Source organism: Streptomyces sp. NBC_00510 (genome assembly GCA_036013505.1).
GTDB lineage: Bacteria > Actinomycetota > Actinomycetes > Streptomycetales > Streptomycetaceae > Actinacidiphila.
This window is the reverse complement of sequence record CP107851.1, coordinates 540,925-559,433: the sequence shown is the minus strand read 5'-3', so window position 1 is coordinate 559,433 and position 18,509 is coordinate 540,925. Positions and strand designations below refer to the sequence as shown.

Annotated in this window: 14 protein-coding genes and 1 pseudogene; 11 read left to right on the top strand and 4 right to left on the bottom strand. The window is 69.1% G+C overall.

What is annotated here, in order from left to right:
* Nucleotides 1-370: 370 nt before the first annotated feature.
* Nucleotides 371-751, bottom strand: a complete 381-nt coding sequence (locus OG937_02655; GenBank protein WUD70659.1) for a PQQ-binding-like beta-propeller repeat protein — start codon at nucleotides 749-751, stop codon at nucleotides 371-373.
* A gap of 241 nt (nucleotides 752-992) precedes the next feature.
* On the opposite strand from OG937_02655, the gene OG937_02650 reads away from it, so the two are divergent.
* From OG937_02650 to OG937_02635, 4 genes and pseudogenes are all read left to right on the top strand, one after another.
* Nucleotides 993-1,265: a hypothetical protein gene (locus OG937_02650; GenBank protein ID WUD70658.1), complete on the top strand. Its 273-nt coding sequence runs from the start codon at nucleotides 993-995 to the stop codon at nucleotides 1,263-1,265.
* 26 nt (nucleotides 1,266-1,291) lie between these two features.
* A pseudogene (locus tag OG937_02645) lies at nucleotides 1,292-1,457 on the top strand (IS5/IS1182 family transposase).
* A 591-nt stretch (nucleotides 1,458-2,048) separates the two neighbouring features.
* Nucleotides 2,049-2,219 carry a hypothetical protein gene (locus OG937_02640; GenBank protein ID WUD70657.1) on the top strand — a complete coding sequence of 57 codons (171 nt, stop codon included), beginning with the start codon at nucleotides 2,049-2,051 and terminating at the stop codon, nucleotides 2,217-2,219.
* Nucleotides 2,220-2,862: 643 nt separating this feature from the next.
* The gene (locus OG937_02635) at nucleotides 2,863-3,735 is read left to right on the top strand and encodes a hypothetical protein (protein ID WUD70656.1); all 873 of its coding nucleotides are present in this window, start codon (nucleotides 2,863-2,865) and stop codon (nucleotides 3,733-3,735) included.
* A gap of 61 nt (nucleotides 3,736-3,796) precedes the next feature.
* Here the strand turns inward: OG937_02635 and OG937_02630 are convergent, their stop codons facing one another.
* Nucleotides 3,797-4,876 (bottom strand): hypothetical protein, encoded by a 1,080-nt coding sequence (locus OG937_02630; GenBank protein WUD70655.1) that lies wholly within the window; start codon nucleotides 4,874-4,876, stop codon nucleotides 3,797-3,799.
* A gap of 700 nt (nucleotides 4,877-5,576) precedes the next feature.
* Entirely contained in the window at nucleotides 5,577-6,623 is a 1,047-nt protein-coding gene (locus tag OG937_02625; GenBank protein WUD78607.1) for a LacI family transcriptional regulator, read from the bottom strand.
* A gap of 386 nt (nucleotides 6,624-7,009) precedes the next feature.
* On the opposite strand from OG937_02625, the gene OG937_02620 reads away from it, so the two are divergent.
* From OG937_02620 to OG937_02600, 5 genes are all read left to right on the top strand, one after another.
* Complete coding sequence (locus OG937_02620; protein WUD70654.1) at nucleotides 7,010-8,296, top strand: extracellular solute-binding protein; 1,287 nt, start codon at nucleotides 7,010-7,012, stop codon at nucleotides 8,294-8,296.
* 12 nt (nucleotides 8,297-8,308) lie between these two features.
* A complete protein-coding gene (locus OG937_02615) occupies nucleotides 8,309-9,271 on the top strand; it encodes a sugar ABC transporter permease (GenBank protein ID WUD70653.1) in 963 nt (320 codons plus the stop codon).
* Nucleotides 9,268-10,185, top strand: a complete 918-nt coding sequence (locus OG937_02610) for a carbohydrate ABC transporter permease (GenBank protein ID WUD70652.1) — start codon at nucleotides 9,268-9,270, stop codon at nucleotides 10,183-10,185. The genes OG937_02615 and OG937_02610 overlap by 4 nt, the downstream gene beginning before the upstream one ends.
* A gap of 94 nt (nucleotides 10,186-10,279) precedes the next feature.
* On the top strand, nucleotides 10,280-11,533 hold the full coding sequence (locus tag OG937_02605; GenBank protein WUD70651.1) for a glycosyl hydrolase: 1,254 nt from the start codon (nucleotides 10,280-10,282) through the stop codon (nucleotides 11,531-11,533).
* Nucleotides 11,534-11,593: 60 nt separating this feature from the next.
* Nucleotides 11,594-14,623, top strand: coding sequence for a glycosyl hydrolase-related protein (locus OG937_02600; protein WUD70650.1), 3,030 nt, complete (start codon nucleotides 11,594-11,596; stop codon nucleotides 14,621-14,623).
* 764 nt (nucleotides 14,624-15,387) lie between these two features.
* Here OG937_02600 and OG937_02595 read toward each other — a convergent pair.
* Nucleotides 15,388-15,567, bottom strand: a complete 180-nt coding sequence (locus OG937_02595; protein ID WUD70649.1) for a hypothetical protein — start codon at nucleotides 15,565-15,567, stop codon at nucleotides 15,388-15,390.
* 813 nt (nucleotides 15,568-16,380) lie between these two features.
* Here OG937_02595 and OG937_02590 point away from each other — a divergent pair.
* On the top strand, nucleotides 16,381-17,331 hold the full coding sequence (locus tag OG937_02590; protein WUD70648.1) for a hypothetical protein: 951 nt from the start codon (nucleotides 16,381-16,383) through the stop codon (nucleotides 17,329-17,331).
* A 94-nt stretch (nucleotides 17,332-17,425) separates the two neighbouring features.
* The gene (locus tag OG937_02585) at nucleotides 17,426-18,394 is read left to right on the top strand and encodes a sugar phosphate isomerase/epimerase (protein ID WUD70647.1); all 969 of its coding nucleotides are present in this window, start codon (nucleotides 17,426-17,428) and stop codon (nucleotides 18,392-18,394) included.
* The last annotated feature ends 115 nt before the right edge of the window (nucleotides 18,395-18,509 follow it).

Sequence of the window (18,509 nt, the reverse complement as noted above, 5' to 3'; positions counted from 1 at the left end):
AACGAGCCGCTCCTCATCGGGAGTGCATGAATTTCCGCGGCCCGACAGGACCTACCAGCCCAGCCAGTCCCGTACGCCTTTCAAAAGGCTACCTCCGGCAGGCATGTACGGCCAGCGCACGCGGCGCACGCACCCGGCCTGGCCGCCTGGGACCGCCCTGCGGGAGAGGAGATGCCGGGATGTTCCTGCGTGTTCCGCTGCGCAGTCCTCATGCGCGCCCACCAGACAGCCGGCAGGAATCCTGGACTGGTCAGGCGGTCTTTTCACCTGATGCCGTGCGGCACCTCGTCCAACACGTTGTGTGCGGCACGGCGGAATCGTTGCTCCGCTGCCATGGCGAAAGGCGCTGCGGTTGTGGTGGTGTGTGCTGTCATGTCCGCACGGCGTACAGGTATCCGTCCTCGCTGCCGGCGTAGACCACGTTGGCGGCCACCGCCGGCGACGTCACCGTGTCACCGGTGCGGAACTTCCACAGTCGTGAGCCGGGGCCGCTGGGGTTCGGCCATGCGGCCTGGCCCGGCATCCAGCGATGCACGGGAAGGCCGGACCCCTGTGGGACACCACGAGGTGCGATCACCGGCCTGATGCCGCGTTCCCGAACCGGATATGTGTCGTGGCCGTAGCCGCAGTCGACGCAACGCGTGTCGCGTCGTTTGCGCAGCCCGCCGGCCAGGCCGGCCACCGACGGGACCTTTCCCGGCAGCGGTACCAGTTGCGTGGAGTCGTTGCGATTGCCGCCGCTCGGCGACACGGCGAGCGGGATGCCCCGCCCGCGAAGGAGCACATGGCGCTTACCGCCCGGCCGTGCACCATCGACCGCACTGGGGCCACTTCGGGGCCCCTGCGGGCGGCCCGGGCATGGCTGGAGCCGTTCACCGCCGTCGACCAGCCGAAATGCCTCGGCACCCGCAGCCGAGTCAGAACCAGGTGGAGCCTTTCCCATTACAATCTGCTCATACAAACCGGCCGCAACCTGTACCCAAGGGGTTCAGATGCTCTATCAGAGCCCTGCTGACTTCTGCGCCGAGTATGCCAGAGCGCACAACCGCGACAAAACTGATGAATTCGGCGCCGTGACCACACTGGAAGAGGTGACCGTCGTCAGCGAGACCCCGCAGACGGCGCGGATCGAGGCGCTCTGGTTCTCCTATGGCCACGACCCGTATTCCGGGTACCACGACGTTTTTGAGCGCACCGCCTTCGTCCTGGTCAAGCAGGACGGCGGGTGGCACCTGCACTCCGAAGAAGATCTCGGCTACGAGTGACAACCAATCAGCGTCCTTGACCCTGCACCGCGCCCGCCTGCGTCACCGCCGTCACCGGCCTGCTCGCCGACCGGGCCCGGGCTTGCTGAAGATCCAGCGCGAGCAGATCCCGACGTCGTCCTCCTCGAAGGTACCCTCGCCGAGTACGACCGTGTCGGCGACAGCCGGGCGGGCTATTCGGCCAAGCACCGCCTTTGCGGCTATTGGCGAGACCACACCCAGTTGCCGGCCGAGGCGGCACGATCTGCCTGTCCGTGACGCAGACGTTGGGTGGCTCGGGCGGGGAGAGCCGTCTCGGTCGCGGCGGCTTCCCCGGGCTATTGCGGGCCCCGGTATGACGACGCGCGGCTACGGCGCGGGCGATCTGAGGCGCTGGTCAGGGTGCCGGCAGCCCGTTGCTCAGCCGATGTGACGGCCTGCAGACGGTTCGCGGACGCACCTGGCATGTCGTGTCGCAACTGGAGCCGGCTTGACCTACGTCCTTGAGTTCGTCCCAGGATTCCGGGGTGCAAGTGGGAGAGCGGGCAGCGACACCTGCGTGACGACTTGAAGGAGCATCCTGTTGAAACGAAGAGCCGTACTTCTCGGTCCACTGACAGCACTCTTCGCACTGCTGCTTCCTACTCCCTTCAAGCCGACTGTCGAACCGGCCGGGCCTCACAGGTCAGGGTCCGCATCGAGATTTGGGGGGCGCTGGCGAACAACGACTGGGAATGGTGTGGTGGAACCAACTGGCAGTACGGCACGACGGGTACGAGCAGCTTTGGACCGTACGGTCCCGGCGTGAGCTATGACTACAGCAAGGAAGGCAGGTCCTTCTGCGGCGACCAGTTCGGGAACTTCGTCGTCCAGGTAAGGGCTTTCGCCGAGGTCTTTCACCCCGTCCTCATCGGCGGCGGGGGCTACTGGACCGGCGGTTCGGCCAGCGTGAGTGAGCAGGTGCCTCAACCCTGACCTGACCGGGTGCCGAGTAGCCGACGCACCGGCAGGGGCCGCTCCGCACGTGCGGAGCGGCCCCACGCCGCATGCCTCAGCGCCTGACGGTGAAGTACTCCCAGGCGCCCCATGTGTCGAGGTTGTGCACCGAACTTGGCCACGACGTAGTAGGCGAGTTCGCCGGCCGACGTCTGCGAGACGTGGTCGCCGTCAGCTCTACGTCGACGCGGTAAGCGCCGAGCTGGTCCAGCTGCAGTGGCTTCTTGGTGCGCCACACGCCGCTCTTGCGGTCGCCGGAGGAGAGAGTGAAGTCCTTGGGGTTTGACCCGGGCGACCTCGTGCCCGGTGGTGTGTACGAGACGATGTGCACTGAGACTGCAGTGATGTCGCTGCCGGACTCCGCAACGACCTGCAGGGTGCCAAGGTCGTCGTTGACACTGTCGACGTGATCATCACTCGCATGCCTATTCGATGACCCTAGCTTCGCCTCGTGCCTCAAGGGCTGGGGGAGACCACGGCGACCCGGTATGGCGTGCTCGCCCCGATGTGCGCTCGACTTGTCGGCATTCCTGGTGATTCACACCCAATGGGTGCCGGAGTGATCGCGGACTGGCCGTTGCTGTACAGTCCGCGCTTCCGCCGTGACACAAGGAAAAGGTCTATGAGTACTCGTCGCCTGACCGCCGCACTCGTTCTTCCCCTCGCGTTTCCGCTCGCCGCCTGCGGCGCGGAGAAGGGATCTGCGCCGGCCGTCGCCGGGAGTCCTGCGGCGACGTCGTCCGTCAAGCAGTCCCCCGAGACCCCCAAGTCGCCGGAGGAATTCCTTGATCTCGCCGCGGCGGCGATGGCCGGCGAAAGCGGATGGACCTTCTCGGTCACTGGCAGCGAGGGGTTGACTCTTCAGGGACAGCGGAGCGCCGCCACGTATCGGGCCACGGTCCACCGCGGAACGGACCCCGAGGCGTTGCACTCCGAGGGAGTCAGCACCAGTAGCAAGGGGACGAAGAAGATCGAGGAGATCTACGTCGTCGACGGCACGACATACGTGAAGGAGGATGGTGCGGCGTGGAAGCACGCACCCGCTTCCGACCCCGGGATGGAGAACAAGACCGAGGACCCGGTCGCGGCCATCGAGGGGTTCAGGACGTACGTGCAGGCCGCCGACGGCGGCGATGTGAAGCTGACGAAAGCCCGCGGTACGGTCGAACTCCGGGTGACCGGTGGCGAGCAGAAACTGGCCGCCGTCAAGGGCCGGGCGTGGGCGAAGAAGGCGCAGCGGGAGTTCGACCCCACGGCCGAGCAGTTGCGCAAGGCCGGTGTCCCGGTGAACGAGGCCCAGCTGACCTTGTCCCGGCTGCAGGAGGTCCTGGTCCTGGACGCGACGACGTACCGGGTCAAGAGCCACCGCTACCAGTTCGCAATCCTCGTCCCGTATGCAGGCGGCGGGGACATCGCGTACGAGCAGGACGTCCGTGAGGAGAACCAGGGCACGTACGCCAGGCGGATCGAACTGCCCGTAGGTGTTGGCGCGTGATCACCAGGGGGACCCAGCTTGCACCGTGAAAGCCGCATGCACGAGCGTGCCCGCCACCGAGTCAGGACGCCGGGCCGGTCCCGGTGCCGGATGAGGTGCGGGCGAACCAGCTCCGCGTCTCCTCGGCGGAGAGGACGCGGGTGAGTTCGGCCGTGCCCGGGAGCAGCGGGAAGAACCGGTCGGCGTTCCAACTGCGCTGGTACGTCGGCTCGTCCAGCACGAGCAGGCGGCGTCCCTCGACCACGGGGATGTCGTCGGGCAGCCCCTCGTTCCAGATCCGGTCGCCGTTCGGGGCGAGGAGTTCGAAGGCCCCGGTCGCGACGGCTTCGCTGCGTCCCCGGGCGGGCTTGGGGTCCGTGGCCAGGCGGACGCTCTCGGCCGAAGGCGCGGTGCCGGGCACGTGGCCGCCGCCTACGAGGACGTGGGCGAGCAGTGTGTGCAACTGGAAGTTGTCCGCGATGCCGCCGATGCGCACCTCGAAGCCGGTTCCGGTGGGCCGGTGCAGTACGACCAGGTGCTCGTTGTCCAGGACGGCCAGTGCGTAGGCCAGGCACTTGAGGTCGTGCCGCTCCAGGGCTGCCAGGTCGTTGCAGACGGGGAGGAGAGCGGACGCGTGCCGGCTGCGCACCTCTGCGCTGCGGCACAGCACGGCCAGCGCGGGCGGTTGCCACTCCTCGACCGAGCACCAGGCCAGCGCCAACCGCGTGGCCTCGTGCGCGTCGTCGCTCAGGCGGGCCAGCAGGGCATCGTCGATGATCTTCTCATCGGGCTCCGGCAGTTCGTCCTCGGCTCCACCGGAGCCCGTCCAGCGGCGGGCGAACTCCAGTGCGTCGAGCAGGTCCTGCCGGACGCCGCCGAGGATCGGCTCCGCGCAGGCCGCCGGATCGGCCCCGCTCTCGACGCAGAACCCGGCCGCCATCGCCAGGAGCGGGCGCGGGCCGGTGGGCGGGAAGGCGGGAATCAGCGCGGCCAACCGGGGCCCCACTGGTACGCGTTCGGCGTCGGTCGACTGCTGCAGGCTGTCTATCGCGGCAGTGAAGGTCCGCTCGGTGCGGGCACCGTCACGAGCGTCGACGGCCTCTTCCAGCTCCGACACGATGGCGCCGAGGTCGGCGGACTTCTGCTTCCTCTTGAAGATCACCGGCACACCTTATGCCCGAGGACTGACAACGGGTGGTGGAGCGATCCGAACGCCCGTGCCCGCTGTTCCCCCCTCGCCCTCAGCTCCGGGTGGAGATCTGGTTCGCGTCACGCCGGTAGGTGTAGAGGATCAATCCCGCGTGGAACTTGCCCACCTTGTCGTACGGCGCGCGAGCCCGCCCCGCTCCTGCTCAGGGACTCAGGGGCAGGCTGCTGCGCTGATCATCCCCGTAACCGTCAGTCAACAGCTTTGTGACGTTGAAAAGTTCGCGGTCCAGCTTCCCGGCGGCGATGTACCGAAGGGGCGTCCGGGTACATCTAGATGTCCTTGCCGACCTTGAAGGTCGTGACACCAGTGAGTCGGCCGTCCGCGCCGTGCATGGAACGAGTGACCTTGCCGTCAGCCCCAGCGCTCACCGCTACTTTGTCACCGGTGATCAAAGTGACGGTGCGCGCTGTCGGCACTTGTGCCACGCGGGCAGACGGCTGCTGAGGGGCCGACGCACTCTCACCGCCGGAACCATCATCGTCGCCACGGGGGCCGCAACACCGACCCAGTAGAGGCCGCCCGGATCAGAGTGTGCGCAACGTCGACGATGCGGTCCGCGCGGTCACGTTGACCTGGCTGTTCTCGGTCAACAATGACAGCGACCGCGCCGTAGGCGCACCTGCCCGCGTCCCGGGCCGGCCGCGCAAGGAAGTCACGTTGCGGACGACCCCTCGCTCAGGGTGCCGGACGGCGCGGCGGCGGTGCTGCCGCGTTCGATGAGCCGGGGCAGCGGCAGACTCACCTCGCGGGCCACGCCGCCGTCGAGGAGGGCGGTCAGTTCCTCGGCCGCGGTCCGGCCGAAGGCCACCGCGTCGCGGGACAGCGCGGTCAGCCATGGCTGGACCAGGCGGCACACAGCCGAGTCCTCCCAGGAGACGATGGAGACGTCGCCGGGCACGTCGCGGCCCAGGCCGACAGCCGCCCCCCAACCCGCTGCCGCCATCACGTCGTTGTCATAGATGATCGCCGTAGGCGGATCGGGGTCTTGTAGCACCCGGCGTGTGACGGCGGCGCCCTCGGCGTCAGAGTAGTCCGTCACCACGGACCGTGCCGCATCCAGCCCTTGGCGTGCCGCCTCCCTCGTGAGCGACTCGATGCGGCGAGCGGTGTGAGCCAGGGTCGGAAGACCCGCGACATGGGCGATGCGCCGGTGGCCAAGGGCGTGCAGGCGGCCGACCACGGCGGCCATGGCCTGCGCGTCCTCGACCCGCACCTGTGACAGACGGTGGTGCGCACCGGGGTCGGACTCCGGAAGGGCGCCGATCACCACGCCGGGGAGGCCGAGTTCATCGAGCAGGGCTGGGCGCGGATCGTCAGTGCGCGGGTCGACGACCAGTACCCCGTCGACGCGGTGCTCGGCCCACCAGCGACGGTAGGCACCGCACTCGGCTTCGGTGTCCTCCACCACCTGGAGCAGCAGGCCCAGATGACGCGGGGCCAGCACCTCCTGGATACCCGAGACCAGTTGCAGGAAGAACGAGTCGACGCCCAGGGTCTCGGCGGGCCGGGCCAGTACGAGGCCCACCGTCGCCGCCCCCTCGCCGGACAGGGCCCGTGCCGCGGCGCTGGGTCGCCAGCCGAGCTGCTCGGCGACGCGGCGTACGCGGTCGCGCGTGGCCTCGGAGACGCCGGGACGGCCGTTGAGCGCAAACGAAGCAGCGCTCTCGGACACCCCCGCCCGCTGGGCGATGTTCTTGATCGTGGGACGGCGGCGCCCGGCCGGACGGCCGTGCCCCGGCGCATCGGCCACGCCTCTGCCCTGCTGCTCGTCTGCCACCGCGAGTGGTCCCCTTCCCTGCACGTGAGCACACATCGTACGGCCCCGCGCGTGCTTTTCCGACCCAGAACCGACGGACGGAACTAAAGCGCTTCAGTGGACCGGCCCTAAAGCGCATTAGTTGCGAGTGCAAGACGCCACTCGCACCCGCTCTGACCTGCTCATATGCTTCGACCGAGAAGAAACCTCCAGGGAATTCGTTGACTTTCCCCCCAGCGGCTGGAATGGTCTCCTCCACGTGCGCACCCGGCCGGCCCAGCCCCGGGTCGTCATCCACGCGCAAGGTCCGAGCAAAGGAGCCGTCCACCGTGCGTTCTTCCTACAAGGCGGTAGCCACCGCCGTCGTCGCCGCTGCGACGTTCTCCCTCGCCGCCTGCGGGAGCGGCGGGGGAGGTGCGTCCACCGACTCGTCAGGCAAGGTGACGGGCACGATCACCTTCCAGACCTGGAACCTGAAGGCCAACTTCGCGGGCTACTTCAACGGCGTCATCGCCGACTTCGAGAAGAAGTACCCGGGCACCCACGTCAAGTGGGTCGACCAGCCGGCCGACGGCTATGCGGAGAAGCTCAGTGCCGACGCGTCGGGCGGGACTCTCCCCGACGTCGTCAACGTCACCCCCGACCTGCTGGCGCCGCTCGCCAAGGCCGGTCTGGCCCTGGACCTCGACAAGGACGCCGCGCAGTACAAGGCCGAGTACCTGGCCGGCGCCTGGTCCGCCGACGCCGTCCCGGGCCTGGAGGGCACCTACGCCTTCCCGTGGTATCTCAACACCGGCCCGCTGTTCTACAACAAGGCGCTGTTCAAGGAGGCCGGGCTGGATCCGGAGAAGCCGCCGAAGACCTACGACGACCTGTTCGCCGACGCCCTCGCCATTTCCGAGAACAGCAAGGGCAAGGTGGCCACCTTGTCCAACGTGCCCACCATCGAGGACTTCGGCCGCTACGGGGCCCAGCTGGTCAATAAGGACGGCACCGCGTTCACCTTCAACGACGCCAAGGGCGTCGAACTGCTCACGCACTACAAGAAGCTGTACGACGCGCACGCACTGGACCCGCAGGCCCTGACCGCTACCCCCGAGTCGGCCGGCCACAAGTTCCTCACCGGCGCGGTCGCCATGAACCCCGGAAGCGCGCTGGACCTCAAGAACTTCAAGACACAGGCGCCGACGCTCTACAAGAACATCGGGATCACCGACCAGATAACCAACACCGGCAAGGTCAACGTCTACGTGCAGAGCATGATGGTGAACTCCAAGGCCAAGCAGAAGGCCGCCTCCATCGCCTTCGCCCACTTCGTCACCGACAACACACGGCAGATGGCCTTCGCCAAGCAGGTCGCGATCTTCCCGAGCACGGCCGGAGCTCTGAAGGACCCGTACTTCACGAAGGAGGACGGCACGGACGAGACCCGGGTGCGGATCGCGGCGGCCGGCTCCCTCGCCAACGCCGTGAACTACACCCCGGTGCAGTTCAGCGACCAGATGAAGACCGCCCTCGGCAACCAGGTTGCCAAGGCGCTGCAGGGCAAGGAGAGCCCCAAGGAAGCGCTTGACAACGCTGTCAAGGAAGCCAACCAGCTCCTCGCCCAGAGCTGACCGGGATACGCCATGACGTCCTCGACCGCCCCTGGAACGATCGCCGGCGGTCCGCGGACCGCGGCCGTCCGGAGCTCCGGCTCCGGACGGCCGCGCTCCCGCGGGATCCGCCGCCACCGCTGGTGGAGCCCGTGGCTGTTCGCCGCGCCGGGCCTGATCGTGGTGTGCGCGTTCAGCCTCTGGCCGTTCTGCAGCACCCTGTACAACTCGCTGACCGACCGCCGGACGCTCGTCGGCGGCAGCTTCGTCGGGTTCGAGAACTACCGGGCCCTGCTCCACGACGACGCGTTCTGGATCGGGCTGCGCAACAGCTCCCTGTACGTGGCGGGCGTCGTCCCGGCGCTGGTGATCCTGCCACTGCTGCTGGCCCTGCTCGTACAGCGGCGCATCCCCGGCATCACCTTCTTCCGCGCCGCCTTCTACACGCCTGTCGTCGCCTCGGTGGTCGTGGTCGGCCTGATCTGGGTGTGGCTGCTCGACGACCGCGGCCTGCTCAACTCCATCGTCACGGCGGTAGGCGGGAGCCCGGTCAACTTCCTGGGCGAGCAGTGGACCCTGCTGCTGAGCGCCATGGCCCTGACGATCTGGAAGGGTCTGGGCTACTACATGATCATCTACTTGGCGGCGCTCGCCGACGTCCCGCGCGAGCTGCACGAGGCGGCCGCGGTCGACGGCGCGGGAGCCCTGCGCCGCTTCCTCACCGTCACCGTTCCGGCCGTCCGCTCCACGATGGTGCTGGTCGCGGCACTCTCCGCGGTCTCCGCCTTCAAGGTCTTCACCGAGGTGTACGTCCTCGCCGGGCCGAACGGCGGCCCCGCAGGCGAGGACACCACGCTGGTGATGCTCGTCCAGCGCACCGGCACCGGACTGACCGGGCGGGTCGGGTACTCCTCGGCCATCTCCGTCGTCATCTTCGTGGTGGTGGTCGCGCTGATGCTGCTGACCCTGCGCGCCGACCGGAAGGAGGACGCGTGACCAGCGCCACCGACACCCCCACCGTTCCCGCCACCACACCGGCCGCCGGTCGCCGGCCGCGACGCGGAGTGCTGGACGCCGACGGTCGCCGCGTGCGGGTCCCCGAACTCGTTCTGCGCTACCTGCTGCTGCTCGCCGTCCTCGCCATCAGCGTGGGACCGTTCCTGTGGCAGCTGTCGACCTCGCTGAAGGGCCCCCACGAGGACATCTTCAGTACGCCCCCTTCGTTCCTGCCGCAGCAGCCCACACTGCACAACTTCGGGCGCGTCTCCGAGACCATCCCGGTGTGGGACTACGCGCTCAACTCGCTCACCGTGGCGGTGTCCAGCGTCGTCACCAACTGCGTTGGCGCGGCGCTCGCGGGTTACGCCCTGGCTCGGCTGCAGCACCGCGGACGGCGCGCGCTCCTCCTGGCGTTCGTGCTGGCGATGCTGGTGCCCGTGGAGGGCCTGATCATCGCCCAGTTCACCTTCGTACGCGACCTCGGCCTGAACAACACCTTGATCGGCGTACTGCTCCCCGGCTCTGTCGGCGCGCTGAACGTGCTGCTGATGCGCAACGCGTTCCGCAACCTGCCCAACGAGGTGGAGGAAGCCGCATACATGGACGGCGCCAACGTCTGGCAGCGCTTCTGGAGCATCGCCCTCCCGTCCGCGCGGGGCACCCTGGCCGTCGTGGCGATCTTCGCCTTCATGGGCGCCTGGGACGACTTCCTGTGGCCCCTGGTGGTGCTGAGCGACCCCTCGAAGTACACCCTGACGGTCGGCCTGAACTACCTGCACGGCACCTTCGCCAACGACGAACGCCTGGTGGCCGCCGGGACCATCATCGCGGTGGCCCCCCTGATCGTGCTCTTCGGCGCCCTGCAGCGGTACTTCTTCCGCGGCGTCGGGGAGGGAGCCGTCAAGGGCTGACCGTATGGCCCCGCACAGCCCACCGGCACCGACTATCCGCCTGCTGCCGCCCCCAGCGGAACAGGTCCCCACGAGAGTCAGGACACCCGTACCGATGCCCGCCCAAGGACCGCGCTTCGGCGCCAACTACACGCCCGGCCAGGGCTGGTTCCACCACTGGCTCGACTTCGACCTCGATGCGGTGCGCAGGGACCTCGACGCGATCGCGGACCTCGGCCTGGACCACGTCCGGGTCTTCCCGCTGTGGCCGGTCTTCCAGCCCAACCGCTCCCTGATCCGGCCCCGGGCCGTCGAGCAGCTCGTCGCGCTCGCCGAGGCCGCCGGCGAACGCGGCCTCGACGTCAACGTGGACGGACTGCAGGGGCACCTGTCCAGCTTCGACTTCCTGCCCTCCTGGACCCAGACCTGGCACCGGCGCAACATCTTCACCGACCCCGACGTCGTCGCCGGCCAGGCCGCCTACCTGGGCACGCTGGCCGCCGCCCTCGACAACCTGCCCAACTTCATCGGCATGACCATCGGCAACGAGATCAACCAGTTCTCCGGGCCGCCCCATCCCGACCCCGACCCGATCACGCCGGCCCAGGCCGCCGCCTGGCTGCGGACCGTGCTCGCCGCATGCGAGGACGCCGCCCCCGGCAGGCAGCACCTGCACGCCGCCTACGACGCCGCCTGGTACTTGGACGGGCACCCCTTCACCCCCGCGCACGCGGCGAACCTGGGGGCGATGACCGCCGTGCACTCGTGGGTCTTCAACGGTACGGCCCAGCGGCACGGCCGCACCGGAACGGCCACCGAACACCACGCCGCCTACCTCATCGAGCTGTCCAAGGCATGGGCCGGCGACCCGCACCGCCCGGTCTGGCTCCAGGAGGTCGGCGCGCCCGCACCCCTGATACCCGCCGAGCATGCCGCGGACTTCACCGAGGCCACCGTCGCGAACGCCCTGGACTGCGAGGACGTGTGGGGCATCACCTGGTGGTGCTCGCACGATGTCTCCCGCGACCTCGCCGACTTCCCCGAACTCGAGTACTCCCTCGGCCTGCTGACCAACGAGGGCAAGGTCAAGCCGGCCGGCGAGGCCATCCGGAGGATCGTGGGGGAGCGCCGTGCCGAACCGCGCCGGCCGGCGCCCCGGACCACCGCGCTCGCCGTCGACGTCGGCGACGACGATGCGGCCCCCGACCGCTCCGTGTGCGCGCCCGGAGGCGCGTTCTACGAGGCGTTCGTCCGGCTTACCGCCGACGGTGTCCGCCCCGCCGCGGTGCTCGCCTCCCGCGCCGACGACGCCGCCCACCTCGCCGCACGCGGCATCACCGAGGTCGTCCGGCCCGATCAGGTGCGCTGAGCCGCTGCGCGTCCCACCTCACGTCCATCCCTTCCGCCCCACCCGCACAGGAGCCATCCCATGCACGACGACCGCAAGCTGGTCGAAGCCCGCCTCAAGCGCGTACTCGACGAACGCATCCGGCCCGCCCTCTACCCGGAGTCGACACCGCTCGAGGTGTCCGTGTGGACCGCCCCGGGAGAGCCGGTACCCGTCGCCGAGGGCCTGACCGCCCCCGTGGAGCCGGTCGCCGTCGGCGATCGCTGGGGCGCACCCTGGGGCACCAGCTGGTTCCGTGTGTCCGGAACCGTGCCCGAGGCGTGGGCCGGGCGGACCGTCGAGGCGGTCCTGGACCTCGGCTTCGACGAGAACATGCCGGGTTTCCAGTGCGAGGGCCTGGTCTACCGGCCCGACGGCAGCCCGGTGAAGGGCCTCAACCCCCGCAACCAGTGGGTGCGGATCGCCTCCCCGGCCACCGGCGGTGAGGAGGTGCTGCTCCACATCGAGGCTGCCTCCAACCCGGTGCTGCTCGACTACCACCCCTTCCTGCCGACGCAGCTCGGCGACAAGGACACCGCCGGGGACGACCCCCAGTACACCCTGACCCGCATGGACCTGGCCGTTCTCGACGAGACCGTCTGGGAGCTGGTGCAGGACCTGGAGGTGCTCGGCGAGCTCATGGTCGAGCTCCCGGAGGACTCCGACCGCCGCCACGACATCCTGCGCGCGGTCAGCCGCGCCCTGGACGCGATCGACCTGCAGGACGTCAACAGCACCGCGGCCGCAGCTCGCGAGCGGCTGGCCGGCGTCCTCGCCGTACCCGCGCGGCCCACCGCGCACCGCATCAGCGCGGTCGGGCACGCGCACATTGATTCCGCCTGGCTGTGGCCGCTGCGCGAGACCGTGCGGAAGGTCGCCCGCACGACGTCGAACATGACCGCCCTGCTCGAGGACGAGGGCGACTTCATCTACACCATGTCCCAGGCCCAGCAGTACGCATGGATCAAGGAGCACCGCCCCGAGGTGTACGCGAAGGTCAAGAAGGCCGTCGCGGAGGGACGCTTCGTGCCGGCGGGCGGCATGTGGGTGGAGTCCGACACCAACATGCCCGGCTCCGAGGCGATGGCCCGCCAGTTCGTTCACGGCAAGCGCTTCTTCCTCGAGGAATTCGGCATCGAAAACGAGGAGGCGTGGCTGCCCGACACCTTCGGCTTCGCCGCCGGCCTGCCTCAGATCATCAAGGCCGCCGGGTCAAAGTGGCTGCTCACCCAGAAGATCTCCTGGAGCACCATCAACAAGTTCCCGCACCACACCTTCACCTGGGAAGGCATCGACGGCACGCGGATCTTCACGCACTTCCCGCCCGTCGACACCTACAACTGCTCGATGAAGGGCAGCGAGATCGCGCACGCCGCGCGGAACTTCAAGGAGAAGGGCAGGGCCCGGCACTCCCTCGCGCCGACGGGCTGGGGAGACGGGGGCGGCGGTACCACCCGCGAGATGATCGCCAAGGCCGCCCGGATGCGCGACCTCGACGGTTCGGCGACGGTCCACTGGGAGACCCCCCGCGAGTTCTTCACCAAGGCCGAGGCCGAGTACCCCGACCCGCCGGTGTGGGTGGGCGAGCTCTACCTCGAACTGCACCGTGCCACGCTGACCAGCCAGGCCCAGACCAAGCAGGGCAACCGGCGCAGCGAACACCTGCTGCGCGAGGCCGAACTGTGGGCGGCCACCGCCACCGTGCGGACCGGCTTCAGCTACCCGTACGAGCAGTTGGACCGACTCTGGAAGACGGTGCTGCTGCACCAGTTCCACGACATCCTGCCCGGCTCGTCGATCGCCTGGGTGCACCGCGAGGCCCGCGCCACGTACGCCGCCGTCGCCGAGGAACTGCTCGGCATCATCGACGCCGCGCAGCGTGCCCTGGCGGGCCCGGCCACGGGCGGCGAACTGGTCTTCAACGCCGCGCCGCACACCCGTGCCGGCGTGTCCGCCGGCGGCGCCGCCCCCGTGGCCGCGGCTGTGGCCACGGCACCGCTGCCCCGGGACGGCGGCGGATTCGTCCTCGACAACGGCCTGCTGCGGGTGGAGATCGACGGGCGCGGCCTGGTTGTCTCCGCGTTCGACCTCAGCGCACGCCGAGAGGCCGTGGCCCCCGGAACGGCGGCCAACCTGCTGCAGCTGCACCCCGACTTCCCCAACCAGTGGGATGCCTGGGACGTCGACGAGTTCTACCGGAACACCGTCACCGACCTGACCGACCTGGACGAGCTGGCCCCGGCCGGGGACGGCACCGCGTCGGTACGAGTGGTGCGCCGCTTCGGCTCCTCCTCGGTCACCCAGCTGCTGTCCTTGGCTCCGGGCGCCAAGCGCCTCGACATCGACACGGAGGTCGACTGGCACGAGACGGAGAAGTTCCTCAAGGCCGCCTTCCCTCTGGACGTGCACGCCGAGCGATACGCCTCCGAGACCCAGTTCGGACACGTCTTCCGGTCCACACACACCAACACCAGCTGGGACGCGGCCAAATTCGAGGCGTGCAACCACCGCTTCGTCCACGTCGAGGAGCCGGGCTGGGGGGTCGCCCTGGTCAACGACTCCACCTACGGGCACGACGTGACGCGCACCGTGCGTAACGAGGACGGCGGGACCACCACCACTGTGCGGGTCTCGCTGCTGCGCGCGCCGCGCTTCCCCGACCCGGAGACCGACCAGGGGGTGCACCGCTTCCGGCACGCCCTGGCGCCCGGGGCCTCGATCGGCGACGCGGTCGCCGAGGGCTACGGCATCAACCTGCCCGAGCGCCGCGTGCCGGGCACCGCAGCGGTCGAGCCTCTGGTCGTCGTGGACAACGACGCGGTGGTCGTGAGCGCGGTCAAGCTCGCGGATGACGAGAGCGGCGATGTGATCGTCCGGGTGTACGAGTCTCGGGGCGGGAGGGCGACCGCACGGCTGCGGCCGGACTTCACGGTGGTCGACGTCACCGCGACCGACCTGCTGGAGCGGCCAGTGGCTGGGGCTGTTGGCCCGGAGTTGGTCGACGGCGCCGTAGAACTCCTGCTGCGACCGTTCCAGTTGGTGACGCTCAGGCTGGCCCGTAGCAACTCATAACGGCACGACGGCGGTGCCCGGAAGCCGTGTCGGGCCTCCGGGCATCGCCGACAGGGACTGAGCCGGGCACCGACCCGGAACACACAAGCGGCGGAGGACGGTCGGTCGCTGCATTCCTCGCGCTGGCCCCGTCTCCGGCCCGATGGACAACATGCGGGTGTACGTGCTGGACGGCGGTCTGGCGCCGGTGCCGACGGGGGATTGCGTACTGGCCGGGCGTACGCCACACGACATGCCATGCCCGGAAATGGAGGAGGCCGGTACCATGCGCCGGTCGATCGCATGCGGACGGTCGCTACGGTCACGCGGCGCCGAGCGGCCACTCCATCCCGGTGACCCAGGAGCGAGCTGACGTGGTCGCCCGTCTCCAGGATTCCTAACGTCACCCCCATGGCTGAAGCGTCGGATCTGCGCGTTGTCGAGGAAAGCTCCGCCTGCTGGCAGGGTGTTCAAAATTTGGTCACGTGCGCTGATGTGTTGCGTCACCGTGACGTCTCTCCTTGAGATGTACGCCGCTCCCTCGCTGCGCTCCCTCCAAAACCGCGCGTTCAAGGGAGCACGCACATGACACAGATCGGAGATCTGCTGATCGGAGCGGCGCAGGTGCCCGGGACCGCGGGGATGATGAAGTCACTCGATCTTGCCACCGGAGACCACGGACAATACGGGTCACGCGGGGAATCCAGCGGTGTGCTGCGGTCATGCCCACGCGGTTCGACGCCTGGGCCAGCCGGGTGGGGAGCCACCCCAAGACGGCGTGCGCCCTACTCAAGGATGCCTTCGTGGAGTTCGGCGAAGAGTTCTGTGTTGCGGGTGTAGTCGACGCGGACGTCGCCGTTCAGGGCCTCAGCCTCACCAGAGAGGTTGCCGAGGGCGCGGTGGAGTTCCAGGGCCTGCTCCAGCAGTTCGGCCGCTGCCGGGTAGTCACCAGTCAGCCGCCGCACTGCCGCGATTTCTGCTCACCTGTCCGGCCGTACCGAAGGCCGTGGGCCGCGACCGACAGGCGGCCTCGCCGGGGCCGGTCAAGCGCTACGGCAGCCCGGAGGCGGTCAGGGGAAGGGAAGTTGCCGCCGTCGCCCACGTCGATGTGAGCAGCCCCGCCTCCCGGCGCAGAGGGAGATCGTATACATCGCAGTTGCCGACGACCGGGGCGGACCGGCCGGGAAGGCCTGCGTGGGCGAGCGGCAACCAGGTCACACGTCCCGTGGGTTCGGCCAGTCCGGCCCGCAAGGCGAGCAGACCGAGAGGTGCCGTGGTGGCGACAGAGCCACGGGCGCCGGTGATCCACGATCCGGTCTGCATGAGCGCTCCTGTCAGGGATGACGATGGTGCGTGGAACCGCTGACTGAGTGGCGAAGCGTCACGAGCGTGCGGCAGAGCGTCACCCCTGTCAAGGTGCTATCCAGTATTTCGACCGATCCAATTCGCCGTTGACTGCGATCTTTTGACGGTTCGGCAAAAAGATTCCGATGACTCCGTCCAAAGCTCTGGACACCACTGGGGACCCCGATTAGCGTTCCAGCCGATCGACGCGGTGTTGCGTCGACGTAACGCCAGTGCGGCCTTGCAACCCACCCCGCATGCCGGGGCCGTATGTGACGCGTCCTCACCGCCGACGAGAAGCAGAGCTCCCGCCCGCCGCATGTAGCGGCTCTCCGTCGTAACAGATGTCCCGCACTCCGCAGCACCCCGCCGTGGCGGGGGTTCCCGGCCGCGGCATGTCGCCGTGGCCGCAACCGCAGCAGAAGGGAAGCTCCATGAAGATCCGTTACTACCTTGTTGCAGCTTCGTTGGTGGCCTCGGGAGGCCTGGTCACGATTGCGGCGCCCGCGCAGGCGGCGCTCACGACCACCTGTGTGGGAGAAGGCGGAGCCGTCACCGTGAGCGGCGCCCTCGTGGTGCCGGCCGGCGCGTCGTGCACCCTGACCGGTACGAAGGTCAAGGGCACGGTGACGATCGAGGCCGGCGCCGACCTCGTGGCGAAGGGCGTCACCTTCAGCAGCACCGTCGCCGTCGGGGACAACGCCTACCTGGACATCACCGACAGCAGCGTCAAGGGCGCGGTGACCGAGCAGGGGGCCTTCGGCGTACATGTGCAGAACACCACGGCCAGCGGTGGGATCTCGGCCGTCGAAGGCTTCCTGTACAGCGTCGACGCCACGGTGAAGGGAGACATAAGAGCCTCCTCAGGCGAGCTGTACATCTCCGGCACCACCGTCTCCGGCGCCGTCTCCGGCGACGCGAACCTCTACACCGACGTGTACGACAGCACGGTCGCCAAGACGCTCACCGTGAGCGCCAACACGCTCGGCGGTGTCCTGTGCGCCAGCGAAGTCCACGGCGACACGGCGTACCAGAACAACTCCGACACCCTCCAGCTCGGCGGCGACGGCCCGCTCAGTTCCTGCGCGCAGGCCACCTACCTCGGCGGCGACCTCGCGGTGACCGGCAACAACGCGAACGCGGTCCTGGACAACACCATCGTCCGCGGCAAGCTCACCGCCAGCGACAACAGCCCCGCCCTCCAGGTGGGCGAACTGGCCCGCGTGCGCGGCGGCATCGCCGCGACCACCACCGCCCCCTCGGCGTCGCTCGCCCGGGCCGCCAAGGCGGCCCCGCAGGATCGCGGTGCCGACCTCGCCGCGAAGGTGGCCGCGCGTACCGCGCAGGCGGAGGCCGAAGCGGCTGCCGAGGGCACCGGCCTGTGATGCCAGCCCGTCCACGGGCAAGTAGCGCTCCGCACCGTCAACACCACACACCTCACACCCCACTCTTCTTTGCCCCATCCATCAAGGAGTGACCGTGGGCCACCTGGACAAGTCCTTCGACCGCAGAGACTTCCTGCGGGCCACCGCCGCCACCACTGTGGCGGTCGCCGCCGCCTCGATCGTCGGCGCCGCGACGGCGCCGTCCGCCTCCGCCGCGACCAGCATCCTGTCCATCCCGAAGGACCGCATCTCCCTGCAGCTCTACAGCGTCCGCGACAAGGTCAGCTCGCTCGGCTTCCGGGTCGTCCTGGAGGAGATGGCACGCATCGGGTACAAGGAGGTCGAGTTCGCGGGCTACACGCAGAACACCTCGATCCTCGGCCGGCAGATCACGCTCCAGGAGATCCGGCAACTGCTGGACGACAACGGTCTGAAGGCGATCGGCAGCCACGTCGGCATCGGGGACTTCCGCTCCAACCTCCAGGGCCAGCTCGACGCGGCCGAGATCCTGGGCATGCCGCACGTCGGCACCGCCAACGCACCGTCGAACTCCAACACGGTCGCCGGCTACCTCGCCGCCGCGGAGGAGTTCAACGCCTGGGGGCAGGCCGCGGCCGCCCGCGGTCTGAAGCTCTACCAGCACAACCACGCCGGCGAGTTCGCCTTCGCCACCGACCAGCCGTCGGTCCGGCTGTACGACGTCTTCCTGCGCAACACCGACCCGCGCTACGTCTACCTGGAGCTGGACGTGTACTGGGCGTACGTGGGCCAGCACCGCTGGCCGGGCTTCGACCCCGCGGCCTACGTGCGCAACCAGCCCTACCGGTACCCGCTGTTCCACATGAAGGACGGCGCCGCCAGCTCGGGGGCGGACGGCTACTCCATCGTCGAGTTCGGCGCCGGCGTCCTGCCGTACCAGCAGTTCATCCGGGACATCGGGGCCCGCGGCAGCCACGTCGGCATCTGGGAGCAGGACACCGCGCCCAACACCCAGCCCAACCCGCCGGGTTCGTTCGGCGCCGCGCAGCGCAGCTTCACGGCCCTGAAGGGGCTGCTGGCCTGATCGCAGGCACCCCACCGGGCACAGCCCGCCGGTTGCGTACCGCTGCCACGGCGCAACCGGCGGGCCGGCCCGGCTGCGCACCTCCTGACCGGCACAGACCAAGGAGACGCATCAC

Excerpts from the sequence above, each read along its gene's own strand:
- OG937_02650 (WUD70658.1), top strand. The coding sequence starts at position 993 with ATGCTCTATCAGAGCCCTGCTGACTTCTGCGCCGAGTATGCCAGAGCG.
- OG937_02635 (WUD70656.1), top strand. The coding sequence starts at position 2,863 with ATGAGTACTCGTCGCCTGACCGCCGCACTCGTTCTTCCCCTCGCGTTT.
- OG937_02615 (WUD70653.1), top strand. The coding sequence starts at position 8,309 with ATGACGTCCTCGACCGCCCCTGGAACGATCGCCGGCGGTCCGCGGACC.
- OG937_02605 (WUD70651.1), top strand. The coding sequence starts at position 10,280 with ATGCCCGCCCAAGGACCGCGCTTCGGCGCCAACTACACGCCCGGCCAG.
- OG937_02600 (WUD70650.1), top strand. The coding sequence starts at position 11,594 with ATGCACGACGACCGCAAGCTGGTCGAAGCCCGCCTCAAGCGCGTACTC.
- OG937_02590 (WUD70648.1), top strand. The coding sequence starts at position 16,381 with ATGAAGATCCGTTACTACCTTGTTGCAGCTTCGTTGGTGGCCTCGGGA.